Source organism: Hymenobacter sp. 102 (assembly GCF_049949205.1).
Lineage (GTDB): Bacteria > Bacteroidota > Bacteroidia > Cytophagales > Hymenobacteraceae > Hymenobacter.
In genome coordinates this window covers 1,317,239-1,342,629 of the sequence record NZ_CP188172.1, presented here as the reverse complement: position 1 = coordinate 1,342,629, position 25,391 = coordinate 1,317,239, and the positions used below count along the sequence as shown (strand labels likewise).

Annotated in this window: 24 protein-coding genes; 10 read left to right on the top strand and 14 right to left on the bottom strand. The window is 59.8% G+C overall.

The features are described from left to right. Positions 1-125 precede the first annotated feature (125 nt). The 4 genes from ACN19L_RS05920 (at position 126) to ACN19L_RS05905 (ending at position 5,305) form a co-directional block, all read left to right on the top strand. A complete protein-coding gene (locus tag ACN19L_RS05920; RefSeq protein WP_426492605.1) occupies positions 126-2,459 on the top strand; it encodes a DPP IV N-terminal domain-containing protein in 2,334 nt (777 codons plus the stop codon). Positions 2,460-2,720: 261 nt separating this feature from the next. Beyond that, a complete protein-coding gene (hslV, locus tag ACN19L_RS05915) occupies positions 2,721-3,257 on the top strand; it encodes an ATP-dependent protease subunit HslV (protein WP_426492604.1) in 537 nt (178 codons plus the stop codon). Positions 3,258-3,365: 108 nt separating this feature from the next. Further along, positions 3,366-4,337: a deoxyhypusine synthase family protein gene (locus ACN19L_RS05910; RefSeq protein WP_426492603.1), complete on the top strand. Its 972-nt coding sequence runs from the start codon at positions 3,366-3,368 to the stop codon at positions 4,335-4,337. A 122-nt stretch (positions 4,338-4,459) separates the two neighbouring features. Continuing rightward, on the top strand, positions 4,460-5,305 hold the full coding sequence (locus ACN19L_RS05905) for a hypothetical protein (protein WP_426492602.1): 846 nt from the start codon (positions 4,460-4,462) through the stop codon (positions 5,303-5,305). A gap of 116 nt (positions 5,306-5,421) precedes the next feature. Here ACN19L_RS05905 and ACN19L_RS05900 read toward each other — a convergent pair whose 3' ends face one another. Both ACN19L_RS05900 and ACN19L_RS05895 read right to left on the bottom strand, forming a co-directional pair. Further along, positions 5,422-6,315, bottom strand: coding sequence for a DUF3667 domain-containing protein (locus ACN19L_RS05900; RefSeq protein ID WP_426492601.1), 894 nt, complete (start codon positions 6,313-6,315; stop codon positions 5,422-5,424). A 298-nt stretch (positions 6,316-6,613) separates the two neighbouring features. Beyond that, positions 6,614-7,924 carry a cystathionine gamma-synthase family protein gene (locus ACN19L_RS05895; RefSeq protein WP_426492600.1) on the bottom strand — a complete coding sequence of 437 codons (1,311 nt, stop codon included), beginning with the start codon at positions 7,922-7,924 and terminating at the stop codon, positions 6,614-6,616. A 121-nt stretch (positions 7,925-8,045) separates the two neighbouring features. Here ACN19L_RS05895 and ACN19L_RS05890 point away from each other — a divergent pair, with 121 nt between their 5' ends. Together ACN19L_RS05890 and ACN19L_RS05885 are read left to right on the top strand one after the other, a co-directional pair. Further along, positions 8,046-8,375 carry a hypothetical protein gene (locus ACN19L_RS05890; protein ID WP_426492599.1) on the top strand — a complete coding sequence of 110 codons (330 nt, stop codon included), beginning with the start codon at positions 8,046-8,048 and terminating at the stop codon, positions 8,373-8,375. A gap of 283 nt (positions 8,376-8,658) precedes the next feature. Beyond that, positions 8,659-9,969 carry a cryptochrome/photolyase family protein gene (locus ACN19L_RS05885; protein WP_426492598.1) on the top strand — a complete coding sequence of 437 codons (1,311 nt, stop codon included), beginning with the start codon at positions 8,659-8,661 and terminating at the stop codon, positions 9,967-9,969. 193 nt (positions 9,970-10,162) lie between these two features. Here the strand turns inward: ACN19L_RS05885 and ACN19L_RS05880 are convergent, their stop codons facing one another. From ACN19L_RS05880 to ACN19L_RS05865, 4 genes are all read right to left on the bottom strand, one after another. Continuing rightward, the gene (locus ACN19L_RS05880) at positions 10,163-11,194 is read right to left on the bottom strand and encodes an N-acetylmuramoyl-L-alanine amidase family protein (protein WP_426492597.1); all 1,032 of its coding nucleotides are present in this window, start codon (positions 11,192-11,194) and stop codon (positions 10,163-10,165) included. A 199-nt stretch (positions 11,195-11,393) separates the two neighbouring features. After that, positions 11,394-12,245: an SDR family oxidoreductase gene (locus ACN19L_RS05875; RefSeq protein WP_426492596.1), complete on the bottom strand. Its 852-nt coding sequence runs from the start codon at positions 12,243-12,245 to the stop codon at positions 11,394-11,396. Between the two features lie 196 nt (positions 12,246-12,441). Further along, a complete protein-coding gene (locus ACN19L_RS05870) occupies positions 12,442-13,281 on the bottom strand; it encodes an oxidoreductase (protein ID WP_426492595.1) in 840 nt (279 codons plus the stop codon). An 82-nt stretch (positions 13,282-13,363) separates the two neighbouring features. Continuing rightward, the gene (locus tag ACN19L_RS05865; protein WP_426492594.1) at positions 13,364-14,266 is read right to left on the bottom strand and encodes a helix-turn-helix domain-containing protein; all 903 of its coding nucleotides are present in this window, start codon (positions 14,264-14,266) and stop codon (positions 13,364-13,366) included. A 136-nt stretch (positions 14,267-14,402) separates the two neighbouring features. Between ACN19L_RS05865 and ACN19L_RS05860 the strand changes: the two genes are divergently transcribed. Then, entirely contained in the window at positions 14,403-14,807 is a 405-nt protein-coding gene (locus ACN19L_RS05860) for a helix-turn-helix domain-containing protein (RefSeq protein ID WP_426492593.1), read from the top strand. Between the two features lie 23 nt (positions 14,808-14,830). Here the strand turns inward: ACN19L_RS05860 and ACN19L_RS05855 are convergent, their stop codons facing one another. Beyond that, complete coding sequence (locus ACN19L_RS05855) at positions 14,831-15,208, bottom strand: hypothetical protein (protein WP_426492592.1); 378 nt, start codon at positions 15,206-15,208, stop codon at positions 14,831-14,833. A gap of 149 nt (positions 15,209-15,357) precedes the next feature. On the opposite strand from ACN19L_RS05855, the gene ACN19L_RS05850 reads away from it, so the two are divergent. Next, a complete protein-coding gene (locus ACN19L_RS05850) occupies positions 15,358-16,119 on the top strand; it encodes an SDR family oxidoreductase (protein ID WP_426492591.1) in 762 nt (253 codons plus the stop codon). 89 nt (positions 16,120-16,208) lie between these two features. Here ACN19L_RS05850 and ACN19L_RS05845 read toward each other — a convergent pair whose 3' ends face one another. The 3 genes from ACN19L_RS05845 to ACN19L_RS05835 all read right to left on the bottom strand — a co-directional run bounded on the left by ACN19L_RS05845 (position 16,209) and on the right by ACN19L_RS05835 (position 17,971). Further along, positions 16,209-16,679, bottom strand: coding sequence for a hypothetical protein (locus ACN19L_RS05845; protein ID WP_426492590.1), 471 nt, complete (start codon positions 16,677-16,679; stop codon positions 16,209-16,211). A gap of 146 nt (positions 16,680-16,825) precedes the next feature. Continuing rightward, positions 16,826-17,293, bottom strand: coding sequence for a hypothetical protein (locus ACN19L_RS05840; protein ID WP_426492589.1), 468 nt, complete (start codon positions 17,291-17,293; stop codon positions 16,826-16,828). 99 nt (positions 17,294-17,392) lie between these two features. Continuing rightward, positions 17,393-17,971 (bottom strand): 2'-5' RNA ligase family protein, encoded by a 579-nt coding sequence (locus ACN19L_RS05835; RefSeq protein WP_426492588.1) that lies wholly within the window; start codon positions 17,969-17,971, stop codon positions 17,393-17,395. Positions 17,972-18,159: 188 nt separating this feature from the next. Between ACN19L_RS05835 and ACN19L_RS05830 the strand changes: the two genes are divergently transcribed. Beyond that, entirely contained in the window at positions 18,160-20,307 is a 2,148-nt protein-coding gene (locus tag ACN19L_RS05830) for a DUF748 domain-containing protein (RefSeq protein WP_426492587.1), read from the top strand. Positions 20,308-20,451: 144 nt separating this feature from the next. On the opposite strand, the gene ACN19L_RS05825 is transcribed toward ACN19L_RS05830, so the two are convergent. Then, a complete protein-coding gene (locus tag ACN19L_RS05825; protein ID WP_426492586.1) occupies positions 20,452-21,459 on the bottom strand; it encodes a gluconolaconase in 1,008 nt (335 codons plus the stop codon). Positions 21,460-21,541: 82 nt separating this feature from the next. Continuing rightward, positions 21,542-21,955: a hypothetical protein gene (locus tag ACN19L_RS05820; protein WP_426492585.1), complete on the bottom strand. Its 414-nt coding sequence runs from the start codon at positions 21,953-21,955 to the stop codon at positions 21,542-21,544. 231 nt (positions 21,956-22,186) lie between these two features. Here ACN19L_RS05820 and ACN19L_RS05815 point away from each other — a divergent pair, with 231 nt between their 5' ends. Beyond that, complete coding sequence (locus ACN19L_RS05815) at positions 22,187-23,818, top strand: amidase (RefSeq protein ID WP_426492584.1); 1,632 nt, start codon at positions 22,187-22,189, stop codon at positions 23,816-23,818. 180 nt (positions 23,819-23,998) lie between these two features. On the opposite strand, the gene ACN19L_RS05810 is transcribed toward ACN19L_RS05815, so the two are convergent. Both ACN19L_RS05810 and ACN19L_RS05805 read right to left on the bottom strand, forming a co-directional pair. Further along, a complete protein-coding gene (locus tag ACN19L_RS05810) occupies positions 23,999-24,541 on the bottom strand; it encodes a hypothetical protein (protein ID WP_426492583.1) in 543 nt (180 codons plus the stop codon). Between the two features lie 156 nt (positions 24,542-24,697). Then, complete coding sequence (locus tag ACN19L_RS05805) at positions 24,698-25,324, bottom strand: PH domain-containing protein (RefSeq protein ID WP_426492582.1); 627 nt, start codon at positions 25,322-25,324, stop codon at positions 24,698-24,700. Between the last annotated feature and the right edge of the window lie 67 nt (positions 25,325-25,391).

Genomic DNA, 25,391 nt, shown 5'->3' with positions numbered 1-25,391 from the left:
TTGTAGGCGCTGACCTGGATGCAGCCTTGCGCGCATAAACCCGACCAATAGGCGGTTGCGCCGAATGTGTGCTACCTTCCGCTCCCGCCGGCAACCGGCGGCTGTTTCACCCTTCTGTAAATACTATGCACAAGTATCTACTGGCCCTTTCGGCCGCGGCAGTACTGGCTTTGCCCGTTGCCACGGCCCAGCAGCGGCCCGTTCTTACGGCCCAGGATTACGCCCGGGCCGAGCGCTTTCTCGGCTACAATACCTCCGCCCTGATTGACGGCAGCGCCGGCCAGCCCAACTGGCTCAGCAACGACCGGTTCTGGTACCGGGTGCTCACGCCCAAAGGCAGTGAGTATGTACTGGTGGACCCCGCCCGTAAAACCCGCACTACTGCTTTCGACCAAGCCAAGCTGGCGGCCGCGCTGTCCTCGGCCAGCGGCAAAGCCTATGATGCTGACCGCCTGCCTATCCGCAGCCTCACGTACTCGCCCGATGAGAAGAACATTGCCTTCACTGCCGCCGGCAAGGCCTGGAAATATGATGTATTGAACGGGCAGCTGACGCCTGATACAGCCCCGGCGAAGCCCAACGCCAACCCAGGCAACGAGGTGACTTCGCCCGATGGGAAGCTGGCGGCGTTCATCAAGGACGACAACCTGTGGGTGCGCGACACGCAGACCAACCAGCTCACCCAACTCACCACCGACGGCACCAAGGATTACGGCTACGCTACCGACAACGCCGGCTGGACCCACAGCGACGCCCCGGTGCTGCGCTGGTCGCCCGATTCGCGCAAGATTGCCACCTTCCGCCAGGACCAGCGCAACGTGGGCAGCATGTACCTGGTGAGCACCAATATCGGCCATCCGAAGCTGGAAAGCTGGAAATACCCCCTGCCCGGCGACAAGGACATTGCCCTGATTGAGCGGGTGGTAGTGGAGGTGAACCCGGCGAAGGTGGTGCGCTTCCAGATGGCTCCCGACCCGCACCGCGGCAGCCTCTCCGACGATATTTCCAGCAGCGGCACCCTGGACGACGTGGACTGGAGCCCCGACACCCGGGAGCTGGCCTTCGTTTCGACTTCCCGCGACCATAAGGAGGAGAAATTCCGCATTGCCGATGCCACCACCGGCACCGTGCGCGAGGTGTTCACCGAAACCGTGGCCACGCAGTATGAGTCGGGCCAGGGCGCCATCAACTGGCGCTACCTGCCCAAGAGCAAGGAAATCATCTGGTACTCGGAGCGCGACAACTGGGGCCACCTCTACCTCTACGACGCTGGCACCGGTAAGGTGAAGCGGCAGATTACCAAGGGTAACTGGGTAGTGACCAAGCTGCTGCGCGTGGATGAGCAGAAGCGGGAGCTGTATTTCCTGGCCGATGGGCGGGAGCCGGGCAACCCCTACTTCACCCACCTGTACCGCATCGGGCTGGATGGTAAAAACCTGAAGCTGCTCACGCCCGAGCCCGGCAACCACCAAGTGACCCTCTCGCCCTCGGGCCAGTATTTCATCGACACTTACTCCCAGCCCGACAAGCCGGGCCAAACGGTGCTGCGCGCCGCCGACGGCAAACTGCTGAGCACCCTCGAAAAAACCGACATTTCCCGTCTCACCGCTACCGGTTGGAAAGCCCCCACGCCCATCACCGTAAAAGCTGCCGACGGCCAGACCGACCTGTACGGCTTAATGTTCACGCCCACCAACCTGGACGCCAGCAAGAAGTACCCGGTTATCGACTATATCTACCCCGGTCCGCAGGGTGGGGGCGTGGGTAGCTGGGCCTTCAGCGCCGCCCGCAACGACAACCAGGCCTTGGCTGAGCTGGGCTTTGTGGTGGTAGTAATTGAAGGTAGCTGCAACCCGCTGCGCTCCAAGAGCTACCACGATGCCTGCTACGGCAACATGGCCGAAAACACGCTGTCGGACCAGATTTCCGGCATCAAGCAGCTGGCCCAGCAGCACCCGTACATGGATGTGAGCCGGGTTGGTATCTGGGGCCACTCGGGTGGGGGCTACGCCACGGCCGCCGCCATGTTCCGCTACCCGGAGTTCTTCAAAGTGGGCATTTCGGAATCCGGCAACCACGAGAACCGCAACTACGAGGACGACTGGGCAGAGCGCTACATCGGTCTGCTCAAAACCAACGCCGACGGCACCACCAACTACGACAACCAGGCCAACGCCCCCTACGCCAAAAACCTGCAGGGCAAGCTCATGCTGGCCCACGGCCTGATGGACGACAACGTGCCGCCCTATAACACCTGGCTGGTAGTGGATGCCCTCACCAAAGCCAACAAAAGCTACGATTTGGTGGTGTTCCCCCAGGCCCGCCACGGCTTCGGAGCTGCTTCGCCCTACATGATGCGCCGCCGCTGGGACTACTTCGTGCAGCACCTGGCTGGGGCCGAGCCCCCGCAGAACTACGAAATGAAGCCCGTGCCCGACCCCCGCAACGCGGTGCAGTAAGGAAGCTAGAAGCTAGTTCCCCTCCTTGGAAAGCAGGGGTTAGGGGTGGTTGATGCGTTGAACGGTTGCTAGAATTAGCTCTAATAATCGTCCGGGCACAAGGTCAACCACCCCTAGCCCCTCCTTTCTAAGGAGGGAAACTAGCTTTTTAGCTTTGCTCTGCATCAGTGTCGTATCGTCTTGGGCTGGGCGTTGCGGCCGGATTCCCGTAGCTTTGCGCCTTCCTGTTGAAAAACCACCCGTCTAGTTTCTGATTTCGCCATGAGAATCCGTTCCACTACCGTGTTGGGCGTGCGCCACAACGGCCAGATTGCCCTCGGGGCCGATGGGCAGGCCACCATGGACAAGCACGTAGCCAAAAGCAACGTGCGCAAGGTGCGCAAGCTCCACGAGGGCAAAGTGGTAACTGGCTTTGCCGGCTCCACCGCCGATGCCTTTATGCTGCTCGATAAATTCGAGGAGAAGCTGGGCGGCTACGGCGGGCAGCTGCGCCGCGCGGCCATTGAGCTGGCCAAGGAGTGGCGCAAAGACCAGTACCTGCGCAAGCTGGAAGCCATGATGGTAGTAGCCGATAAGGACGAGCTGCTCATCATTGCCGGCACCGGCGACGTGCTGGAGCCCGACTCCGACGTGGCCGCCATCGGCTCGGGGGCCATGTACGCCCAGGCCGCGGCCCTGGCCCTCAAGAAGCACGCGCCCCACCTCACGGCCCGCCAGATGGTGGAAGAAGCCCTGCATATTGCCGCCGACATCTGCATCTACACCAACCACAACCTCCTGATTGAGGAGCCGGCGTAGTACTGGTTTTTGGTTTGTGATTGTTGGTTTTTTGTCTGTTTCCGTAAAAACCAGTAACTGCATTATCCAGAAGCCAAAAACTAACAACGAATAACCAAAAACCATCCCATGCAAATCACCAACTTCCTCAAGCACCACTACCGCCACTTCAACGCCGCCGCGCTGATTGACGCCGCCGAGGGCTACAACAAGCACCTGGCCGAGGGCGGTAAGATGATGATTACCCTGGCTGGCGCCATGAGCACCGCCGAAATGGGCATCCAGCTGGCCGAGCTAATTCGCCAGGACAAGGTGCAGATCATCAGCTGTACGGGTGCTAACCTGGAGGAGGACATCTTCAACCTGGTGGCCCACGACTTCTACGAGCGGGTGCCCAACTACCGCGACCTGACCCCCGCCGACGAGCAGGCCCTGCTGGAGCGCCACATGAATCGCGTAACCGACACCTGCATTCCCGAGGAAGAAGCCATGCGCCGCCTCGAGCACTCGGTGCTGAAGTTCTGGGAAAAGGCCGATAAGGCCGGCGAGCAGTACTTCCCCCACGAGTTCTTTTACCAGATCCTGAAATCGGGTGAGCTGGAGCAGTACTACCAGATTGACCCCAAGGACAGCTGGATGCTGGCCGCCGCCGAGAAAAACCTGCCCATCATCTGCCCCGGTTGGGAAGACAGCACGCTGGGGAACATCTTCGCCGGCCACGTGATTTCGGGCGACATCAAGAACGTGCACACCGTGCGCACCGGCATCGAGTACATGATTTACTTGGCCGACTGGTACACCGCCCAGGCCACCGAGGAAAGCAAAGTGGGCTTCTTCCAGATTGGCGGCGGCATTGCCGGCGACTTCCCCATCTGCGTGGTACCCATGCTGCACCAGGACTTGCAGCGCACCTCGGTGCCGCTGTGGGGCTACTTCTGCCAGATTTCGGACTCCACCACCTCGTACGGTTCGTACTCCGGTGCCGTGCCCAACGAGAAAATCACCTGGGGCAAGCTAGGCCAGGACACGCCCAAGTTCATCATCGAGTCGGACGCTACCATCGTAGCGCCGCTGGTGTTTGCCATGGTGCTGGGCCAGTAGTTTGCCGTAGTACTTAAACAGCACTTATGTAAAGCGCCTGCTACTCTTAGAGTGGCAGGCGCTTTATCGTTTTACGCGGGTAGGTTACTTCTCACGATTCGTAGCATCAAAGAGAAAAGTCTATGAAACGTGAAGAGCATCCTTTCTATCATCTATTGCTGCTCATCGTCAAGACTATAGCGTTTGTTCTGCTGGGCGGAGTGATACTGATAATCCTATTCTTACTATTTCTATCAATGAATGACCCTCGTAAGAGGGCATTGTATCAACAGGTGGTTGTCGCTCAGAGTATTTCAGAAGTGTACTTGCGCAACCTGACCAATGCAGAGCTTGTTATGACGCTAAAGATCCCACGCTCTTCCGTACAAATAGACACTGTTTGGTGGGGAGTTGAAATTGCTCCGGAGGCCGTTGGCCGCGCGGTGGTAGGGCACTATCTGAGTCCAGAAAGAGCCGAGGATCCATTTAAAGCTCCCATTTTACTTCAGGGCTCTGCTGATACGCTGGTAGCGGATAAGCTAATCGACCTCCCGGCGACGGGCCGAGTTGGCAAGCGCGAAAAGTTCTACCCTCATCAAAATCTGCCGCTCTGGAAAGAACGAGTGCGGCAATACAAACCTGCTTTTGAACCTAGGATGCTTATCCAGCCTTTTTCCGGGCAACCAGATTCTGTGACGATGGTAGTGCGTGTCACCTCCCGCAGTACCTTTTTATTGGCCTGGGAGGAAAGAACTGCAACAAGAGATGTAAGTGTGGAAAATCCAGATAGGGATGTCCCGGCAGGTAGTGAAGTATATGAGAAAACCACCTCTTTTACCCTGCTACCCAGCGTGCGGTGGAGGGACTCTCTTCATCATTCCCACAAACGGCGCGTTACTTCATCGGATATCCAGAAGGCCCGAAAAACCCAACCTGTTCGTGATTCAACAGAGCAGAATAAACTGATTTATTACTTGGATTACCAATAACTGGCTAGTTGGCTGACTATTATGTGACAAGCGGAACGCTGCTTAGCTCCCGTAAAAGAGCCCGCCGCTGACATTCAGCGGCGGGCTCTTTTGCGTGCTATTCAGATTGTGGCTGATTAGTGTTGGCCGGGCGGTACCGTCGGCCGCGGGGCCGCCGTTACCTGTTGTTGCTGCGTACGTTGCTGCTGCTTTATGTTCGCCTTGAGTGTGTCCCACTGCAAAGCCACCATAAGAATGCCGCCTAATATGCTGGGAATCATGATGCCCAGAAAGAAAGGAAAAAAGCCGCGAATCAACCGTTTGGGCAGGCTCAGGCCGGTATGCGCCAGCAAACTGCTGTAGGCCCAGGTAGCGTAGCCAAACGACACCACGCTTACGCCAAGGCTGAACTGCTGAATCTGGGGCGTGCCGGAGTAGAAATAAGCCAGCGGCAGCGAAAATAAGGTCAGGGCGTTGCAGACGGCCGTGATAAAGGCGGCAATTACCAGGCACTCGGCGTAGTTGTAGCCGCCGCGGCGCAGAAACAGGCGGGCAAACCCGGCAATAACCGGCACCAGCGCTACGTACACCCAGCTCATGTACTTCGCCATAAACTCGGCTATGGCCTTCTGCGACTGGTAGACGGCCTCATCTACCGACGGGTCGCGGGGCGGAAACATCTCGATGTGCAGCAGCGAGGAAATAAAGGCAAACGTGCCCGTCACGACCAGCAGCAGTGACAGGGGCCGGAAGTGGTCGACGCGCTGCCCGGCCAGGTAGGCCCGAATAGTAGTGCCGGGCCGGGTAATGATGGTACGCAAGGAGTAGAGGATGCCTTTGTCCACGTGCCACACCGAGTGCGGAATATCGTGGAGCATGTGGGCCATGTTGAGGCGGTGAGTGTGGTGCGCGTCCTGCCCGCAGCGCCCGCAGAACCGGTCGGGTACGGGGTGGCCGCAGTTCAGGCACTCGGCCGCGTGGTGAGCCGCTTCTGCCGTGGCGGAAGTAGAAGGAGTAAGGGTTGCAATCATAGCAAGAGGTAAAACAGTGACAGGCAGTTGAAACTAGCAAAAAATATCAAGCTCCGGCAAATTGATTCTTGTGGCGCAATGGCTGCCGACAGGGTAAGCAGCGCCTGTGCCGGCTACGCATACCGGAAGTGCCAAAAAGCCCGCCACTGACGTTCAGCGGCGGGCTTTTATGAATTAGGCTATGTCTAGAAAAGTCGTTTAAGACTCGCGGAACGTCATGCTGAGCTTGCCGAAGCATCTTTACCGCTTCGTGCGAACCATCTGACAAAATAGATAATCAGACAACAAATCGTCCCCCTTACACCTCCGCTACCTCCCGCACCGGCTGCCCTACGCCCACGGCTTCAAACGCCTGGCTCAGGTCCAGCATCAGGTCCTGCGGGTCTTCTACGCCGATGCTGAGGCGGATCATCTGGGGGGAGATGCCCATTTCGTGCTGCTCGGCGGGGGTGATGTCGGAGTGCGTCATGGTGGCGGGGTGCTCGGCCAGGCTTTCGGTGCCGCCCAGGCTCACGGCCAGCTTAATGAGGCGCAGCGCGTTGAGGAAGCGGAAAGCCTCGGCCTCGCCGCCCCGGATGTCGAATGAAATCATGGAGCCCGGCGACAGGCAGTGGCGCTGGTAGATGTCCTGCTGCACGGGGCAGTGCTCCAGGTGGGTGAGGTAGTAGGTGCGGGCCACCAGCGGATGCTGCCGCAGCCAGTCGGCAATGCGCTGGGCCGAGGTGGCGGCGCGCTCCATGCGCAGCTTCAGGGTTTCGAGGCTACGCATCAGCATCCAGCCGGTGTTGGGGTCGCACATGGTGCCCATGAAGGTGCGCATGGCCTTAATTTCCTTCATCAGGGCGCGGTTGCTGAGGGCCGCGCCGGCAATCAGGTCGGAGTGGCCGCCCAGAAACTTGGTGGCCGAGTACAGCACCACGTCGGCGCCGTGGCGGAGTGGGTGCTGGAACACCGGGCCTAGGAAGGTATTGTCCACCACCAGGCGCACGGGTTTCTCGGGGCGGTTGTGGCGGCGGGCCAGGGCGGCGCAGGCTTCCAGGTCCACGAGGTGGTTGGTGGGGTTGGCGGGCGTTTCCACGAACACCATAGCCAGGCGGCCGGGCGCGAGGCTAGCGGCCAGGGCTTCCATTTCCTGGGGTGTGGCGGTGGGGCGGAAGCCCACGGCCTCAATCCCGAACTTGCGCAGCACGTTTTTTAGGAAGAAATCGGAGCCGCCGTACACGGGCTCGGAGTGCAGCACCACGTCGCCGGGCTGCAGCAGGGCCAGCAGGGTGGTGCTGATGGCGGCCATGCCCGAGGCGAAGGAGGCGGCTTCCTCGGCCCCGTCCCAGAGGCAGAGGCGGTTTTCCAGGATTTCGAGGCTGGGGTTGTTGAGGCGGGAGTATATCAGGCCCATTTCCTCCTCAGGGCCCTGCTGGCGCAGGCCGTAGGCCAGCTCGAAGAATGCCTTGCCCTCCTCGGCGTTCTTGAACACGAAGGTGGACGTCTGGAAAATGGGGGGCTTGATGGCGCCTTCGCTCCAGGCTGGCGTGTAGCCGTAGCTCATCATGAGGCTTTCGGGGCGCAGCGGCTGCCCGCCAATACAGGCGTGGTCTTGCTGATTCAGCATAACAGGGTGGGAGTGGGGTGGGTGGAAAAATGGGTGCTGCGAAGGTAACTTTTCTGCCGAACCCGCTGCCGGCCACCTCCGTGCCGTACCTTCGTATTGTTCCACCCTCCACCTGCGTGCCATGCCCATCGACCTTGCCAGCTTCCTGCACCACACCCCCGAGAGTGAGAAAACCACCGTGTACGTGCACCTCGATGAGGACGAAATTGCCGCCTACGATGCCCTGCTAATCGCCCAAACACGGTTCCGTAAGCTCTACATCACCCTGGAGCCCCGGCGCCGCTACCTTGTGCACACCCAGCACCCCGACGAAGAAGAGGTGGAAATCGACTTTCTGCAGGACTATGAAGAAGTGGAAGCCCTCCTGGAAGACGCCGGCCTCGACGGCATCCACGACGGCGAGCAGGGCATCCTCTACCACAACCTGCTGTATTTATTGATGAACCCGTAAGTCAGTTGCCAGTTGCCAGTTGCCAGTTGCCAATTGCCACGGCGGCGCAGATTAAGTACGGGTCTGGAAATTTGAAAAAGACCGTCATGCTGAGCTTGCCGAAGCAGCTCTACCGCTTCGTTGAATTACTGCCGCAACGAAGCGGTAGAGCTGCTTTGACAAGCTCAGGATGACGGAAACGACGTTTTTCTAAATTTTCTACTATGCGCTAACTCTACCGTAGCCTCCACCGTTAGCAGTAGCCAGCGGCCCGCCATTCGGCCGCTTTACTGCTAGCGTATCTATGAAAATCAGTCTTTTCTGGCACCGCCGCGACCTGCGTTTCGAGGACAACGCAGGGCTGACGGCGGCTCTGCAGGCCGACGAACCCGTACTGCCGCTGTTCATCTACGACAAAACTATTCTCGATAAGCTGGAGCCCGAGGATGCTCGCCTCACCTTCATCTTCGACCAGGTAGAGCGCCTGGCCGATGAGGCCCACGCGGCCGGCGGCGGCCTGGTGGCCCGCTACGGCAAGGTGCCGGATGTATTCCGGCAGCTGCTGAAGGACTACGACGTAGCCGCCGTGTACACCAACGAGGACTACGAGCCCTACGCCACCGAGCGCGACGCCGCCGTGGCCGAGCTGCTGCAAAAGCACGGCGCCGAGCTGCGCAGCTTCAAGGATCAGGTGATTTTCGCCAAGGACGAGGTGCTGACCAAGAACGGCAAGCCGCACAAGGTATTCGGGGCGTACTCCAAAGCCTGGCAGGCCCAGATGAAGCCCGAGGACTTCAAGCCCCACCCTTCGGCCCGGCTGCTGAAAAAGGAAAACCTGGCCCAACCCCTGGCCGCCGATAAAACCCGGCCCACGCTGCAAAAGATGGGTTTCAAGCGCCACGAGCAGTACACGGTGCCCGCCAAGCTGCCCCCGGCCGAGGTAGTGAAGGACTACGACAAAACCCGCGACACGCCCGCTCTGGAGCGGGGCACCACCCGCATGTCGGTGCATTTACGGTTTGGTACCGTCAGCATCCGCAGCCTCATGCAGCAGGCCGACAAGCTCAACGAAAAGCTGCTGAACGAAATGATCTGGCGGGACTTCTTTATGATGCTGCTCTGGCACTTCCCCAACACCGCCACCGAGGCTTACGACCCCAAAATGCGCCACTTACCCTACCGCGACGCGCCCAAGGAGTACAAAGCCTGGTGTGAGGGCCGCACCGGCCAGCCCTTCGTGGATGCGGGTATGCGCCAGCTCAACGAAACCGGCTACATCCACAACCGGGCCCGCATTGTGGCGGCTGGCTACCTGGTGAAGCACCTGTTCATCGACTGGACGCTGGGGGAGCATTACTTCTCCGAGAAGCTGCTCGACTACGACATGAGCAACAACGTGGGCAACTGGCAGTGGATGGCCGGCACCGGTGCCGTGGCCGCGCCCTGGTTCCGCGTGTACAACCCCGAAACCCAGCAAAAGCAGTACGACCCCGACCTGGCCTACATCAAAAAGTGGGTGCCCGAATACGGCACCGACAAGTATCCCCAGCCGCTGGTGGACCTGAAAGAAGGCCGGGACCGGGCCATCGAAGCCATCCGGAAGGGAAGGAAGTAGATTTTAGTTGCTGGTTGCTGGCTGTCAGTTGATAGAAAAAGGCCGTCATGCTGAGCTTGCCGAAGCATCTCTACCGCTTCATTGCAATAGCATTGATTGCCCAGCGGTAGAGATGCTTCGACTACGGCTGCGCCTTCGCTCAGCATGACGTTCTTTTCCTGACAACTAACAACCAGTAACTCACAACTAAAAATCACCGCTTGGTATAGTCAGCCAGCAGACCCTCGTAAATCCAGTTGGCGAGGGCCTGGCGGTTGTCGGGCACCAGGAAGCGGCGCTGGTCTTTGCTGTTGCGGATGTTGCCCAGCTCCATGAACACGGCCGGGGCGCGGCTGTTGCGCACCTCGTACAGCGTGCCCCGCTCCGACACGTTGCCGGAATACGGCCGGTTGGGCTGAGCGCGCTTGTAGCGGTTGGTGAACACCTTATGGATATTTTTGGCCAGCCGCAGCCCCGAGGCATTGCCGGGATGGTGGTAGAAGAACACGTCGATGTTCTGGCCGGCGCTGCGGCTGTCTACGTGCAATGCAATAAGCCGCTGGTAGGCCCCTTTATGGCGGGTGTAGAGGCGGTTGACCTCGGCAATGCGCTTGCGCAGCCGGTACACTTGGCTCAGCGGAATCACCTGGTTGGGGTAGCCGATTTCGTCGTGGTCGGTTTTCAGCACGGCTTCGTCGCGGATGCCGTCGTTGGGGTCCTGCACCATCATGTACACCGTGGCCCCGTGCTCCATCAGCACCCGGGCCAGCCGGATGGTGACGTCGTAGGCGTACTCGTCCTCGGCCAGCTTGTAGGCGCCGTACTGGCCGATGGCGCCGGGGTCGGGGCCGCCGTGCCCGGGCGAGAGGTAGTACACCGCCCCGCGCAGTGCCCGGTCGCGCACCGGCACCGAGCCATAGCCGGGCCCAAAGAGCTTGGCCGGCAGCAGCGGCTGAGTGCTGATGCCCCGCGACGTAGGGTTACGGGCCTGCAAGCCGCTACCCGCCGCCGACTTCGAGGCCCTGGCTTTGGGCGCGGCGGCCGGCAGCACATAGCGGCGGCCCGTTACCAGCCCACCTGCTTTCGTAAGCCGGCCCTGGTTCAGGCGGCGGAACTGCTGTTGCTGCGGGCGGGTGTTGAGGCCGTAGCGTTGCAGCAGCGTCTGCACCCCGTCGCCGCGGCGGGCGGTGGCTTTACGGGGGGTGGTTTGGCCGAAAGCGGCTCCGCTCAGCAACAGGAGCAGCACAAAAAACAAAGAAGCAGTTCGCAACGGCAGGCAGGGAAAAATGAGCGGGGAGACTGCCCGGCCAGCACCGGTTGCAGCAGCCTGGCACCTCGGCTCTAGCATGAATCAGAATGCAAAAAAGGCAGTAAATCTTCGGATTACGAACAAAAAAGGCCCGCAGCTATGCCACGGGCCTTTTTTATATGTTATAAATACGATGTTAGTGTACCACACCCAAACCAGTATTGGTGGCTAATTCCTGCCATTGCTGCATCTGGTGCTGCACCAGGGCTATTTTTTGTTCGGCCATACCGTAGGCGTCAGCGCCCAGAAACACGTGTAGAGGTTGGTGTTCGGTTTCGCTGAGTTGCAGCAAGGCGGCGGCAGCTTTTTCCGGGTCGCCGGGCTGGTTGCCGTTTATCTGCCGCTCGTGGGCCTCCTGCGAGTCGCGCACAGCCTGGTAGGCCGCTAGCGGCTGCTGCGGAGTGCCCAGGGAGCCGCTGGTCAGGAAATCGGTGCGGAAGTAGCCAGGGTACACCACGCTGGCTTGCACCCCAAATTCCTGCACTTCCGCCGCGTACGACTCGGTGAGGCCCGCCACCGCAAATTTGGTGGCGCAGTAGATGCCCCAACCCGGAAAGTTGCCCGTGAACCCGCCCACCGAGGAGATGTTGAACACCCGGCCGGCACTCTGTCGCCGCAGGTGGGGGGTGGCGTGCCGCAGCACGTGCAGCAACCCAAATACGTTCACGTCAAAATTGCGGCGCGCTTCCGCGTCGGTCAGTTCTTCCAGCGCGCCCACCTGGCCAAAGCCGGCATTATTCACCACTACGTGCAGCCCGCCCAGCGTGCTGACGGTGGTTTCAATGGCCTGCCGCACACTGTCCTCATTGCCGAGGTCCATGTGCAGGGGCAGGAAACGGCCGTTGCTAGGCGGCACGGCTTGTTGGAGCTCCTGCAGGTTGCGGGAGGTGGCTGCTACCGTGTAGCCGTGGGCCAGCAGGTGGCGTACCAAGGTCAGGCCCAGGCCCTTTGAGGCGCCGGTCACAAACCAGATGTTGTGGGTAGTCATGGAGTTGTTCAGTTTCGTGATAGGTCAGCGAATCGCTCAGGGCGAGGCTTGCGAATTGATACAGCATAGGAAAAGCGGTTAGAAAGTGGAGTAGCTACATGGGCAGACGCGCAGGCCCCCGTTTTATTGCAGCTGTAAGTGAAAAGAAACCAAATCGTAATAAGGTAACCCTGCTCCCCGCCGGTCCTGGCTGCCGCTATTCCGCGAAGCCCGTTGAAACGGTAAGGGGGTGCCAGGCTGCCAGTTCCTGGCGGAAGGTTTCGAGCTTAAGCGTAGCCCGCTTGTAGGCATCTTGTCCAAGTAGCAAATGCACGGGCGGGTGGGCTGCCGCAGCCAGCTGCACAATAGCCCCCGCGGCTTTTTCCGGGTCGCCGGCCTGGGTGCCATTCATGGCGAGGTACTTTTCGTGCGAAGCCCGCACCGCTTGGTACGCCTCAATCGGCTGCCGGGTCAGTACCAGCGACTCGGGCGTGAGGAAGTTGGTGCGAAACGCGCCCGGGGCTACTACCGTCACCTTAATACCCAGCGGCGCCAGATCCTGCGCCAACACCTCCGACACACCCTCCACGGCATACTTAGTAGCCGCGTAAATGGCCCAGCCTACGTTGCCGGAAATACCCGCAATGGACGAAATATTGATAATGTGTCCGGACCCGGCAGTGCGCATGTGCGGCAGTGCCTGCCGTATCACATTCAGCATTCCAAACACATTCACGTCGAAGGCTTGGCGGGTTTCGGCATCAGAAAGCTCCTCCACGCTGCCGCCAATGCCGTAGCCGGCATTGTTGACCACCACATCCAGGCGGCCAAAAGTGCTGATGGCCTGCGAAACGGCCTGCGCCACGCTGGACTCGGTAGTGAGGTCGGTTTCGAGCGGAAGGAACGAGGCGGAGGCGTTGCCGAGGAGTTGGGTAAGGCTGCTGAGCCGACGGGAGGTAGCAGCCACGCGGTGCCCGGCGGCCAGCAGCTGCCGGACCAGCGTCAGCCCCAGCCCTTGCGACGCCCCGGTGACCAACCAGGTTTGAGATGTGCTCATAGTCGTGTGTGTTAGTACACTGCAAAACTAGAGCAGGGCAGAGGCCAGCAGCTTGCCCGTTTCAAACGGATGCTTGCAAAAATCAAACAGCGCGCACGGCGGTAGGGGTGGTGCCGGCCCGTTTGCGGAAGAAGTTGGTAAAGTGGGCCGGCTCCTCAAAGCCCAGGCAGTAGCTGATTTCCGCCACGTTCCAGGCCGTATGCTTGAGCAGCGCGTGAGCTTCCTGCACCAGCCGGTCGGCAATAAGCTGGGTGGTGGTTTTGCCGGTTACCTCCTTCAGGGCCCGGTTGAGGTGATTGACGTGCACGGCCAACTGCCCGGCAAAGGCGTGGGCATTGCGCAGGCGTACCTGCTGGCCCGGCGTTTCAATGGGAAACTGACGCTCCAATAGCTCCGTGAACAGGGAGGCAATGCGGGTGGCGGCGTTGCTTTCCTGGTAGAGCGTGGTGGCGGGCTGCAGCTTCAGGGCGCTGTGCACCAGCTCAAACACGTAGTTGCGCAGTAGGTCGTATTTGAAGGCGTAGTCTGAATCCAGTTCAGTGGCCATCTTCTCGAAGAGCTGCGTCGCACTGGCCAGCTGCGCATCGGTGAGGGAATAAAGCGGTTGTCCGCCCGGCTTAAACATGGGTAGCTCCAGTGCCCCCGCGCCTTGCGTACGCTGCAGAAATGCCTCCGTGAATATGCAGAAATACCCCGATTGGTCATCATCCAGCGGCTCCCAGTCGTAGGGCACCAGCGGGTTAGCAAACAGCAGAGCGTTGCCCCGTATTTCCACCGTCTTATCGGCGAAGTGGTAATTACTGCGGCCCCGTACCAGTGTGATTTTGTAGAAATCCTTGCGGCTGTAGGGCAAGTGGCAGGCATTCGGCCCCACAAAGTCGTCGAGCCGGAACACGTTGAAATGTCCGATATCCTGTTGCAGGTTGTCGGGCAGCCAATGGATCTTCTGCCGGTAGAAATCTTCGAGGGTGGTGGGCTTGGTCATGACGCGCAATTACGTAAATCAAACCATTCAGCTGAATAGATGTTTTCAGGACGACGGCAGCATAGCAGCGCTTGTCCAATATATGGCCTACTCGTGCGTCAACCCGTTAGCACTCCTTCGCTTCCCCTCTGATACGATGCCGACTATACCCATTCCGAAGAAAATCCTGGCCCGACAGCACGAGATAACCGCCGACTTCACCCGCCTCGTACACGCCCACGTGGATGATCTGGTAGCCGGGCGGGCCACCGAGGCGCTGGAAATTCGGGATTTTGCCGGGCAGCTGTGCATTCACCCCACGCACCTCAGCAACACGCTCAAGCTGACCACCGGCGAGGCTCCCTGCGCCATCTATGAGCGCAAGCTGGTGTCCGTGTCCAAGGAGCTGCTGAGCAACCCGCGCCAGTCGGTGGCGGAAGTGGCGGCTCGCCTCACCTATGACCCCTCCAACTTTACCAAGTTTTTTAAGCGTTTCGTGGGCAGCACGCCCCGGCAGTACCGGGAGGAGTTGTGGGCCCAGCAGCGGGCTGAAGTGGGTTGAGGCTCATTTGCAAAGACGCTGACTCAGCCATTTCTTTCATGCTGTTCGGCAATAAATCGGTCTATGCTGCCTTCTTCTCTTTTACTATCCTGAAGCCATTCAGGCCTCCATTCTGCAACCCTTTCCGACGTGACTTTTATGAACAATCCATCTTGTGGTTCATCCACATATTCTCTCTGCAAAATGAGCACGTTAGGATTTTTAGCTCCCACTGTCTTTTTGGAGAAGCGTAAAGCGCTTTTATAATTTTCGAAAGGACAAAAATATTCTCCGTCTTCATCAGTGTATACCCACACTCTATATTCTAGTACTTCATCATAAAAATGTCCTCCTCCTGACCATACACGAGCGGGGTAAGTTCCAATCTTGGATTTATCTACTGCATCAGGGAATTGGGTCATAGTAAAAGTTGAAAAGCCGTTAGAATTTGGGTGGCAGACATAATAAGAGAAAATCGGAAACTGTCACCAGTTAATCTGAACTACTCACCAGAATCGGGCGGCTTGCGGGGCGGAACTTTGCCTGCATCATTCATCCTCACCGAATTAAGATGAGCACCACCAAAATAGCCCTCGTAACGGGCGGCAGCCGGGGCCTCGGCAAAAACATGGCCCAGCACCTGGCCCAGAAAGGCCTGGACGTCATCATCACCTACCACACCAAGCAGGCCGAAGCCGAAGCAGTAGTGGCGGAGCTGCAGGCTCAGGGCCGCAAAGCGGCGGCCCTGCAACTGGATACTTCGAACGTAGGCAGCTTTGCCGGCTTCTTCGAGCAGGTGCAGGCCACCTTACGCGACACCTTCGGCACCGAGCGGTTTGACTTTCTCATCAACAATGCCGGCACGGGCCTCTACCAGCCTTATGAGCAGGTGGTGGAACAGCAGTTTGATGACATGCTGAACATCCACTTCAAAGGGCCGTTTTTCCTGACGCAGCAGGCACTACCGCTGCTGAACGATGGCGGGGGAATCATCAATATTTCGTCGGGCCTGACGCGCATTGTCATCCCCAATTCCGCCACGTACGCCAGCATGAAGGCGGCCGTAGAAACCCTTACCCGCTACCAGGCCAAGGAATTGGCGGGCCGCCGGATTCGGGTAAATGTGGTGGCTCCCGGGGCCATTGAAACCGATTTTGGCGGGGGGCGCACGCGCGACAACAAGGAGGTAAACGCCCACATTGCCTCGCTTACGGCTTTGGGCCGGGTGGGGCTGCCCACCGACATCGGACCGGTAGTGGCTTTCCTCTGCACCGAAGAAGCTGGCTGGATCAATGCTCAGCGCATTGAGGTATCAGGCGGGCAAAGCATTTAAGCTACTACGCACGAAAGCCACACCAGCCGGTTGTTTCCACCACTAGGGAAACAACCGGCTGGTGTGGCTTTCGTGCGTAGCGGGTTGGTTTAGTACACCTGCACGTTGAAGTGCAGGCCGCCAAACTCGCCCATGCGGGCATCTACGGGATAGGTGCCCCGCTTAATTTTAAGGGCATTGGCCCCAAGAGCATCCGTTTCGGGCTGAGCCACGAAGAACTCCTCCGTTGGGCGAATAGTTACTGTGCGAACTTCCGGGTCGAAGGGAGTGAGAAACTGCACGTCGAGGCGCTGACCGCGCAGCGTGAGCCGGACGCGGGGCGTGCGCAGGGCCGGGCCGCTACGGCCGGTTTCCATATCGGGCGAGGCTGCTACGGCACAGGCCCCATAGCCCCACAGGCACTGCTCATACTGAGCGAAGCCGCGCATATAGGAGTCGGTAGACGTGGCAGCCAGGGCCTTATCGGCGGTGGCGGCACTAGGGGTGGGCAGCTGGGCGGGCAGAGTGGCCTGCTCGCAGCCGGCCAGGAACAAGAGGGCGAAGGGGAAAAGTTGTTTCATGTGTAGTTGGTTGGGTGGGTTATAATGCGCGGCGGCAATATAGGAGTTTGGCGCAAACCGCGTCGCGGAAAAACAAAAACGGGTGCCACCATAAGGTGGCACCCGTTTGCTGGGCGCACATTCTGAAAGCAGCTTGTTTAAGCTGTTTACAGATGAAAAACAGGACGAGCCGGGTTCCAGATGCCCCAGGGAATCATGATCAGAACCAGGATAAGTGCAATCAAAAACCAAGTAAATGCCTTCTTGTGCTTAAGCACTGGGTCGGCGGCTTTCTTGGACAGCGTGCGGCCCACCTGCGCGGCAATTACGGCCAGCAGCATCCCTACCAAATGCTCCACGGCGAAGAAGCGGCTGGTGGGGTCTTTCATGACAGCGCTGCCAGCCGTTTCGAAGGCCTTGATGCCGACAGGGCTGATAAAGTAGAGAATGATGCCCAGCAGCAGCTGCAGGTGCATAGAGCCCACAAAGGCGGCCCCCATGCCATTATCGGCCCCCACGTAGGGCTTGCGGCCCTGCCAGCCGACAAACGCCCGGAAAATGGCAATCAGACCAAAGAGGAGGACGAGCCAGCGCGTCCAGGAGTGTAGCAGCAGTACGGGTTGGTACAGGTACATGGGTAGAAAAAGAATCAGAGAATGAGAAACGCAGGGTAAAGGTCGGGGCTGGCGGTGAAATGGCCGCGCCGGACCAGGTAAATTTGCAGGAAGGCAGTGCTAGCCGGCCGTTTCAAACAGCGTTGGTACGGGCTCATGTTTGTGGCCGTCAAACGAAAAAATCTTCTCCGGAATAAAGCGCTCCTCTTCCTGCCGCAGAATTGCCAGGTTGTTGATGGACAGCTTCAGGTTGAAGGTTTGCTGGTTGAGGTACTGCATCACGGGGCCCAGCAACTCGGGTGTGGTATCGTGCAGGGCCAGCGAAATATGGGGTAGCCAGCAATCGGGCCCGCTGAACTTGTCGGTGCGCAGGCACAGCGGCGCGGTGGCCCGCAGAATGCGCTTGTGCAGGTGGTTGAGGGCATCGGAACGCAGCACCGGAATATAGATAACTGGGTTGGGGCCCGGGAAAACACCCAGGCCAGTGGTGTGGGCCACAAAAGGCTGGGTGTGCCGGGCCACGTCGCGCAGCACTTGCTTCAGGGCCGAAAGCTTCCGCACCCCGGCCAACTGATAGGTGATGTGCGGGTCGGGCGTGGCCTGCACGTCATCCAGGCCGAACTCCGTTTCCAGACTCTTAATGAGCCGGTTGATCCGGTCGGCGTTCTGCGTATTCAGAAGAGAAGTTATTGCCAGCATCGAACGATTAACGGGAAGCATTCCGGATTGGTTAACGCGCGTTTGCAGGGCCGTGTTGGTGGCACTCTGGGGGAGGACACGGTGGAACAGCGGCCCCTGACGGTGGCGAAGGTAGAATATCCGGCCGGATTCTGCCTTCGGACCACACCAACACAACCCTGTGCGGCGACTCTTGCGTACTGTCGGCAGTGCCTTCCCCCGCTGCAACCCCCGCATTACCTGTCCGCCGCCGGCCCTTGTGGGGGCGGTGGGTAGGCGCGGTATTGCTGCTGCTGGGGGCAGGCGTCTGGGCGTTGCTCACGTTCTGGCTCGACCCCTGGCTGCAGCGCCAGGCCGAGCAGCGGGTACATGCAGTTAGCCAGGGGCGCTACCAGCTGCGCATCGGGGAGCTGCACACGCGTCTGTGGCCGCTGGGACTCGAGGTCCGGGCCGTACGCCTGCGCACCCTGGTAGCCGGCCCCGATTCCGGCGGCCTGCCCCGGCTGGAGCTGGCATTGGGGCGCGGCCAGGTACGGAGCATAAGCTGGCAGGCCCTACTGCGGCGCGCCGAAGTGCCGGTGGATAGCCTGACGCTGGACTCCCTGGCCCTACAGCTGCGGGAACTGCCCCAGACTACCTCCCGGCAGCCACTCCACGCCCGGCTGCCCGTGGCGGGTGTGCGGGTAGGCAAGCTGACCATCCGGCACCTGCTTGGGCACTACGGTCCGACCCACCGGCCGGTAATGGCGGCCGGTCCCGGCACCCTGGTGCTGCACGATGTGCGCCTGAGTGCCGCCGGAGCCGCCGACTCGGGCCGGATAGGCTATGCGGCCGGGGTGGCGGGGCAGGTGCAGGGGCTCACGGTGCGGCTGCCTGGCCATACGCTGCGGCTACGACGTTTGCAGTTGTCCTCCGCAACCCGGCAGCTGCGGCTGGATTCCCTGCTTGTGCATCCCCGGCAGCCCATCAGCAACCAGCGTAGCCCGGCTCTGCGCGTCAGCCTGACGGTGCCCCACCTGCGCCTGACCGGGCTGGATGGCCCGCGCCTGGCCCGTCGGCAGTTTCAAGCCGATTCTTTGCTGGTGCTCAGCCCCCACCTGGCCCTTACGTTGCCCGCCCAAAAGCCGCCCAGCCTGCACGAAACACTGAAAGCCTACTTACGCAGCTGCCAACTGCAGACGCTGGTAATACGCCGGGGCTCGGTGCAGGTGGCCGGCACGGAGCTGGCCCCGGCCGTGGCCGGGGTAGAGCTGACCGGCTCCGACTTCCGGGTGTTGCCCCGGCTGGGGCCGCCCACTGATATCTACTACGCCCAGGCCTGGCACCTGCGCACCGGCCGGGCCACGGCTACGCTGAGTGCACCTTACTACCACCTGTCGTGGCAACGGCTGCGGGCCGATACGCGGGCAGGCGCTCTGCAGTTGACGCGGGTACTGCTGCTGCCTACCATGTCGGTAGTGAGCCTGGCGCGCCGCAAGGGCCACCAATCGGCCCACGTAAGCGCCCGCTTTCCGGCTATGTGGCTGCGCGGATTCGATTTCGCGGCGGCCGCCAACCGGGCCGAGCTGCGAGCCGGGGAGCTGGGCCTGCGGGGTGCCCAACTCACCACCCGCTCCGATGGCCGCTTTCCTGCCAACCCGCGCATTTCCGTGGTTACTCCCGAGGCGTTGGGCAAGGTGCCGTTTCGGTTTGCGGTGGAGCGGCTGCGCATCAGCCAGGCCCGTATTACGATGCTGTACCGAGCCCCCCGCAGCGCCACGCCCGGTACCCTGCAGATTACCCGCTTTGCGGCTACGCTACGCAACCTTACCAACAACCCCGCCCGCATGGGTGCCGCGCGCCCGCTCATCGGCGAGGCCAGCGGCTGGCTGCAGAATCAGGGACGGGCCCGCCTCACAGTCCGCGCCAACCTGCTCGACCCGACGGGCCGCCACACCCTACGGGGTACCTTCTTTGCCACTTCGCTAACCATGCTGAACCCCATGACGGTGCCCACCATCGGGCTGCGGTTTAACAGCGGGCAGGTGCAGCGCATTGATTTCCGGATGGCCCTGGACCGACAGGCGGCGCGCGGTACCTTATGGGGCTGCTACACCAACCTCAAACTGCAGCGCCTCAACCGCCAGAACCGCCCCGGCGTGCTGCACCGCCTGCAAACGTCCGTCATCAACGGGGTTTTCATCCGCGACAACAACCCCCGCCGGCCGGGCCAAATGCTCAAGCCCGGACGAATCCTGTCGGCGCGGGAGCGGCGGTTTTCGGTGTTTACGTTGTGGCGGCAGGGGCTGGTAAGCGGTATGCTGCACAGCAGTGGCGTACCCAAAGGCCTCGCCAAAAAGCTCAGCGAAACGGACTAAGCCAGCTATTCTCAAAGCAGCGGCTAATAAGACGTAAACCTAGTAGCTGGCTGCGGGTGGTACCACCTATCCAAACACTGTACGGCCTTTCCGTGGCTTTACCAGGAAAGGCCGTATAGTGTTTGGAGGAAACAGGGGGAGTGGTTAGAATTTTACCCGGGCTATGGTAAACACCGAAACGGGCGGATTCTGGCTGGCCTGCAAGGCGTTGAGGTTGGAATAGAGGACGTAGCTGTCGGCGCCCTCGCGGCGGGCCAGCGTGGTGGGATACTGCGGCGGGGTGCTGAAGGTGCCCGAAACCGTGGCCGACGTCCAGTTATCGGCGGAGGTGAGGCGGTACACCTTGGCCTGGGAGTTGGTTACCACCTGCAACGTCTTGTTGTCCTGGAGCAGCATCCCGTCGGCCCCGGTCAGGGCCTGGGGGAGAGTTAGCTTAGTGAAAGACTCCGGATTATTCAGCGGAATCTTGAAAATAACCCCCTCGTTGGATTTGGCTATCAGCAAATACCCATCTGGGTGAAATACGATGCCGTTGAGGCCGAAGGCTCCGGCCGGAGCGGCCAGCTGAGCATTTTCCAGTAGTACCGTGGCTACGCCCTGCGTATTCACTTTGTAGATGAGGGGCGAGAAGCTGTCCGTGACGTAGCTGTTGCCCTGCCCATCTACGGCAATATCATTGGCGAAATGGTTTTGCCCCGGCCGCAACGCTCCCAGATCGGTGTAGCTGGTTCGGGCTCCGGAGGAGAGGTTAAAAACGGCCAGTCCTGCCAGCTTGCGCTGGGTAGCCGCAGAAGTTCGGGCCGCATTGTAGCCGGGGTCCGATACGGCCACCAGTAGCCGTTGCCGCGCCTCATCCACGCGCATCCCAATAGTGGAAACCAGCGTCGGGTCGTCGGCAAACGGCGTGTAGCTGCCGTCATCCTTCACCTGCCCCACCGCTCCCCGCGTTTGGGAACCAACCAAAAAGCGGCCGCCCGTAGCGTCGTACTGTACGCCCTCGGGATAGAGGCCGGCCTGGGTAAAGGCCACGGAATCGGGTAGGGCCGGCGCGGTATCGGTCGAGTCATCATCGGCGCAGGCTGACAGGAGTAGGGCTGCGGAAACGACAGTCACAAAAAAGCCAGTGCGGGCCGGCATGGTTGGGAGATGCATAAACGGATGGTAGTGTGGAGTAGCTACCCGGATACGTACGCCTCACCTGTCGGGGTTTGTGTATAATTCAGCATCGTCCGGCTCACGCACCTTCCGGTGGCACGTACTGCCGTCGCAACCAGTTGTAGGCCGTGGCCACATCATCAAACGAGGCGACGGTAGGGTTGGACAGGTACTGCACAATGGCTTCCGTGGCCTGCCGCTCCGGAAATACCGGGGCGTACACCCACGCCAAATACCGCAGGCCCGCGCTGTGCATTACCTGCAGCCAGTTGAGCCCCCATTCCGTGAGATGAATGGAGGTGTAAGTGATGTTGGAGTTGTCGTTCAGAATTTTGGCTACGGGCCGCAGTTGCATTGCCTCCAGCATCAGCAGGCACCCCTGCCTCGATGAAGCCGAGTCATGTTCACCCTGCCAGTTCACGTACTGCCACTGCAAATCAGGGTCGTAGCTGATACTGATGCCCGGTTGTTCCAGGATAAGTTCAAGTTGCATGAATAAACGACTATAGGCAGGGTAAATAACTGAAGCGAAGCTATAGAGGCCAGAATACCGGTAATTCAGAGGAATCTTACGAATGAACGGCGGCTTTGGTGTCTGCTAAATCTGCTACAATCTGCTAAATATACGTAGCAACATAAGTTTGCCTGACGGAGGTAACAGTCAAAGGCGTTTTTTATTGCCTTACTTCTCCAGTACCTTGAAAAGCCAAACCCTACCCCAGTGATGAACCGCCGAATATTCCTGCGCAACGGCTCCCTTGCGGGGCTTGCCCTCTCCACTATTTCTCTGGCTGCCTGCTCTACCGCCCCCGACAACGGAGCCACCCCCGCCGCCACGGATGAAGCCGCCGCCGAGGCCAGCTTTGAGCTGCACGAAGCCACCGTGGCCGACTTGCAGGAAAAAATGACGAGCGGCCAGTTAACCTCCCGTCGCATCACGGAACTATACCTGCAGCGCATTAAGCAGGTGGATACGGCTGGTCCCAAGCTCCACGCCATACTTGAAACCAACCCCGATGCCCTCCAGCTGGCCGACCAGCTGGACGAGGAGCGCAAAAATGGCAAGCTGCGCGGCTCCCTGCATGGTATTCCGGTGCTCATTAAAGACAACATCGACACCGCTGATCAGCAGCAGACTACCGCCGGCTCGTTGGCTTTGGCTGGCCACAAGGCCCAGCAGGATGCCTTTATCGTGCAGAAGCTGCGGGCCGCCGGGGCCGTTATTCTGGGTAAAACTAACCTGAGCGAGTGGGCCAACTTCCGCTCCACGCGCAGCACCAGCGGCTGGAGCAGCCGGGGTGGCCAGACCAAAAACCCCTACATCCTCGACCGCACGCCCAGCGGCTCCAGCTCCGGCTCGGGCGCGGCGGCAGCGGCCAACCTCTGCGCTTTGGCCATCGGCACCGAAACCGACGGCTCCATTGTGTCGCCGGCCTCGTGTTGCGGACTGGTGGGCCTGAAGCCTACCGTGGGATTGTGGAGCCGGGCGGGTATCATCCCCATTTCGGCTACCCAGGATACGGCCGGCCCCATGACGCGCACCGTCCGCGACGCCGCCGTGCTACTGGGTGCCCTGACTGGCGAGGATGCCCGGGACGCCGTAACCAAAGAAAGCGCCGGTAAAGCGCAGCCCGATTACACAAAATTCCTGTCCGCCGACGGCCTGAAAGGCAAGCGGCTGGGCGTAGAAAAAAACCACCTCACCGGCTCCTCTGATGCCATTGCATTGCTGAAAGCCGCCCTGGAAGTGCTTAAGGCCCAGGGCGCCACCATCGTGGAGGTAGAGGTGGAAAAGCTCACCGACCCTTTGGGCCAGGCTGAGTATGACGTGCTACTCTACGAGTTCAAGGACGGTGTGAACAAGTACCTGAGCACGGCCGGGGCCGGGGTCAAAACGCTCACCGACGTCATCCGCTTCAACTCCGAGAACAAGCCGAAGGCCATGCCCTTTTTCCAGCAGGAAATTCTGGAATCTTCTGATAAGCTGGAAAACCTCCGCAGCGCCAACTACCAGGCTGCCCTGCGCAAGTCACATGAAGGAGCCAAAGCCGCCCTGGACGGCGTGCTGCGCAAGGAAAAGCTGGATGGCATTGTCGCCATTACCAACTCCCCCGCCCGCTGCATCGATCTGATTAACGGCGACGGCGGCGGTGGGCCTGGCTTCTCTTCGCCGGCGGCAATGGCGGGCTATCCGCACATTACGGTTCCTATGGGACAGGTGCACGGACTACCGGTGGGGTTGTCGTTTGTGGGTGGAGCTTATCAGGAAGGCCCCTTGCTGACCCTGGCCTACGCCTATGAGCAAGCCTCCAGAAAGCGCGCGGCCCCGGAGTTTAAATCCCCGTTTGTGGGGTAATTGCTGAGGCCATAGGCTCGTATAGCCCACCATGCTGAGCGCGAAGCCGAAGGATTTCTACCGTTTCATCTGCGAAGCAGTAATAGATACTTCGCCAAGCTCAGCATGGCGGGCTGTTCAAGCTCAACGCCATGCTCTGGCTTATGCAGCCTGATTAACTGCGTGACCAGACGGTGGTTGCTACGGTACAAACTGCTCCGTCAGGCTCACAATTACGCCCTGCTGGGTGACCACTACAAACGGCGCGTACTGTAATGAAGCTGGCGGTGCGGCCAGCACCTGCCCGGCCGACAAGGGCCGCTGGGCCAGGCCGTTGCTGCCATTCTGCCAGAACCGGAACGTGGCCCCGCTGCGCAGCGGCAGGGTGCGTTCCTTTTTGTTTTCGTTCACGATGTAATAGTCGTTCGGCACGGAGTACACCGTGTCGCCGTTCTGCACTTCCGCAATGGCGTCGCCGCGACGCTGGGCGGCGGCCACGGCGTCGGGTCCCTTCAGAAACTGCACGTAGTCAAGCACGGCGTAGTAGCGGCCTTTCTGCTCGTAAAAGCGGCGCACGTAAGCGTGGCCCCGGCCCGTGTTGCCCACTTTCTCGGTGGTCGACTGCTCGCCTTCCAGCTCCGTCAGGTTCTGGTCCCGGGCTTCGGCCACGGAGCCTTCCTGCTCCGTGGAGCGGCAGGCGGCGAAAGTAAGAAGCAAAGCAACGGGAAGCAGGCGGCGGTTCATGCGGCAGGAGTAGAGGGAAGTTGAGCCCGCAAGATACAGGGCGAACCGGCGCTACCAGCTACGCAGCGAGTTCTGTATGCCCGGCCTGATTTCAATGGCCACACTGTCGAAGCGCTAAATGAAGCGGGCGGAGGGTGGGGAAGGCGTGTATATTTCCTATTCCTTAAAATATCTGGTAGTATAGCCGGGGTTAACTTCTGGTCTGAGGGCATTAGGATACGTGTAGTCGGTCTTAATATCCAGAATTACTTCTTTAACCTGGCGAAACACTTCGTATGGAAGGCTGATGGCGTTCCAGTAATCATAAATCTTACTCACGTTGCCCTCGTCCGACTCAGTTCGGCCGGAGAAGAATCGAATTGACCCTACGTTGTAAAGCCGTTCTACTGCGTTAACGGTGACTTCCGAGTCAGATATCTTGTCAAAGTCAATAGACTTGAAATGAGTGCCAAAAAATCCAGTTCGTATTATGATTCGTCGGTTAGAGTAAGCATATATAGTATTGCTGTAAGATAGAAGGCGGCTAAGAAAAGCCCAGATTCCCTGACCTAACGGCAGCAGGCCAATAAACCAAAAAAAGTCCCAGCTCGAACGTGCGTCATTTTTAGCAGCTTGGTTGCACAACAGCCATATTAATCCGAACCCAATTCCAGGAAGTCCTGCGAGCAGTCCTCCCGTGATAAATGGCACGAAGGCCGGTTTGCCAGTCCACAAAATTTGCTCTTTCTCCCCTCGAATACTTTCGAACTCTGGTAATAGATTTTGATCGAACGGGGAAGCCATATGGAACAAGACGATAGAATTTGCTATGGTAAAGAAAGAGATTTTCCCTCTCGCAAACTCGTACCTT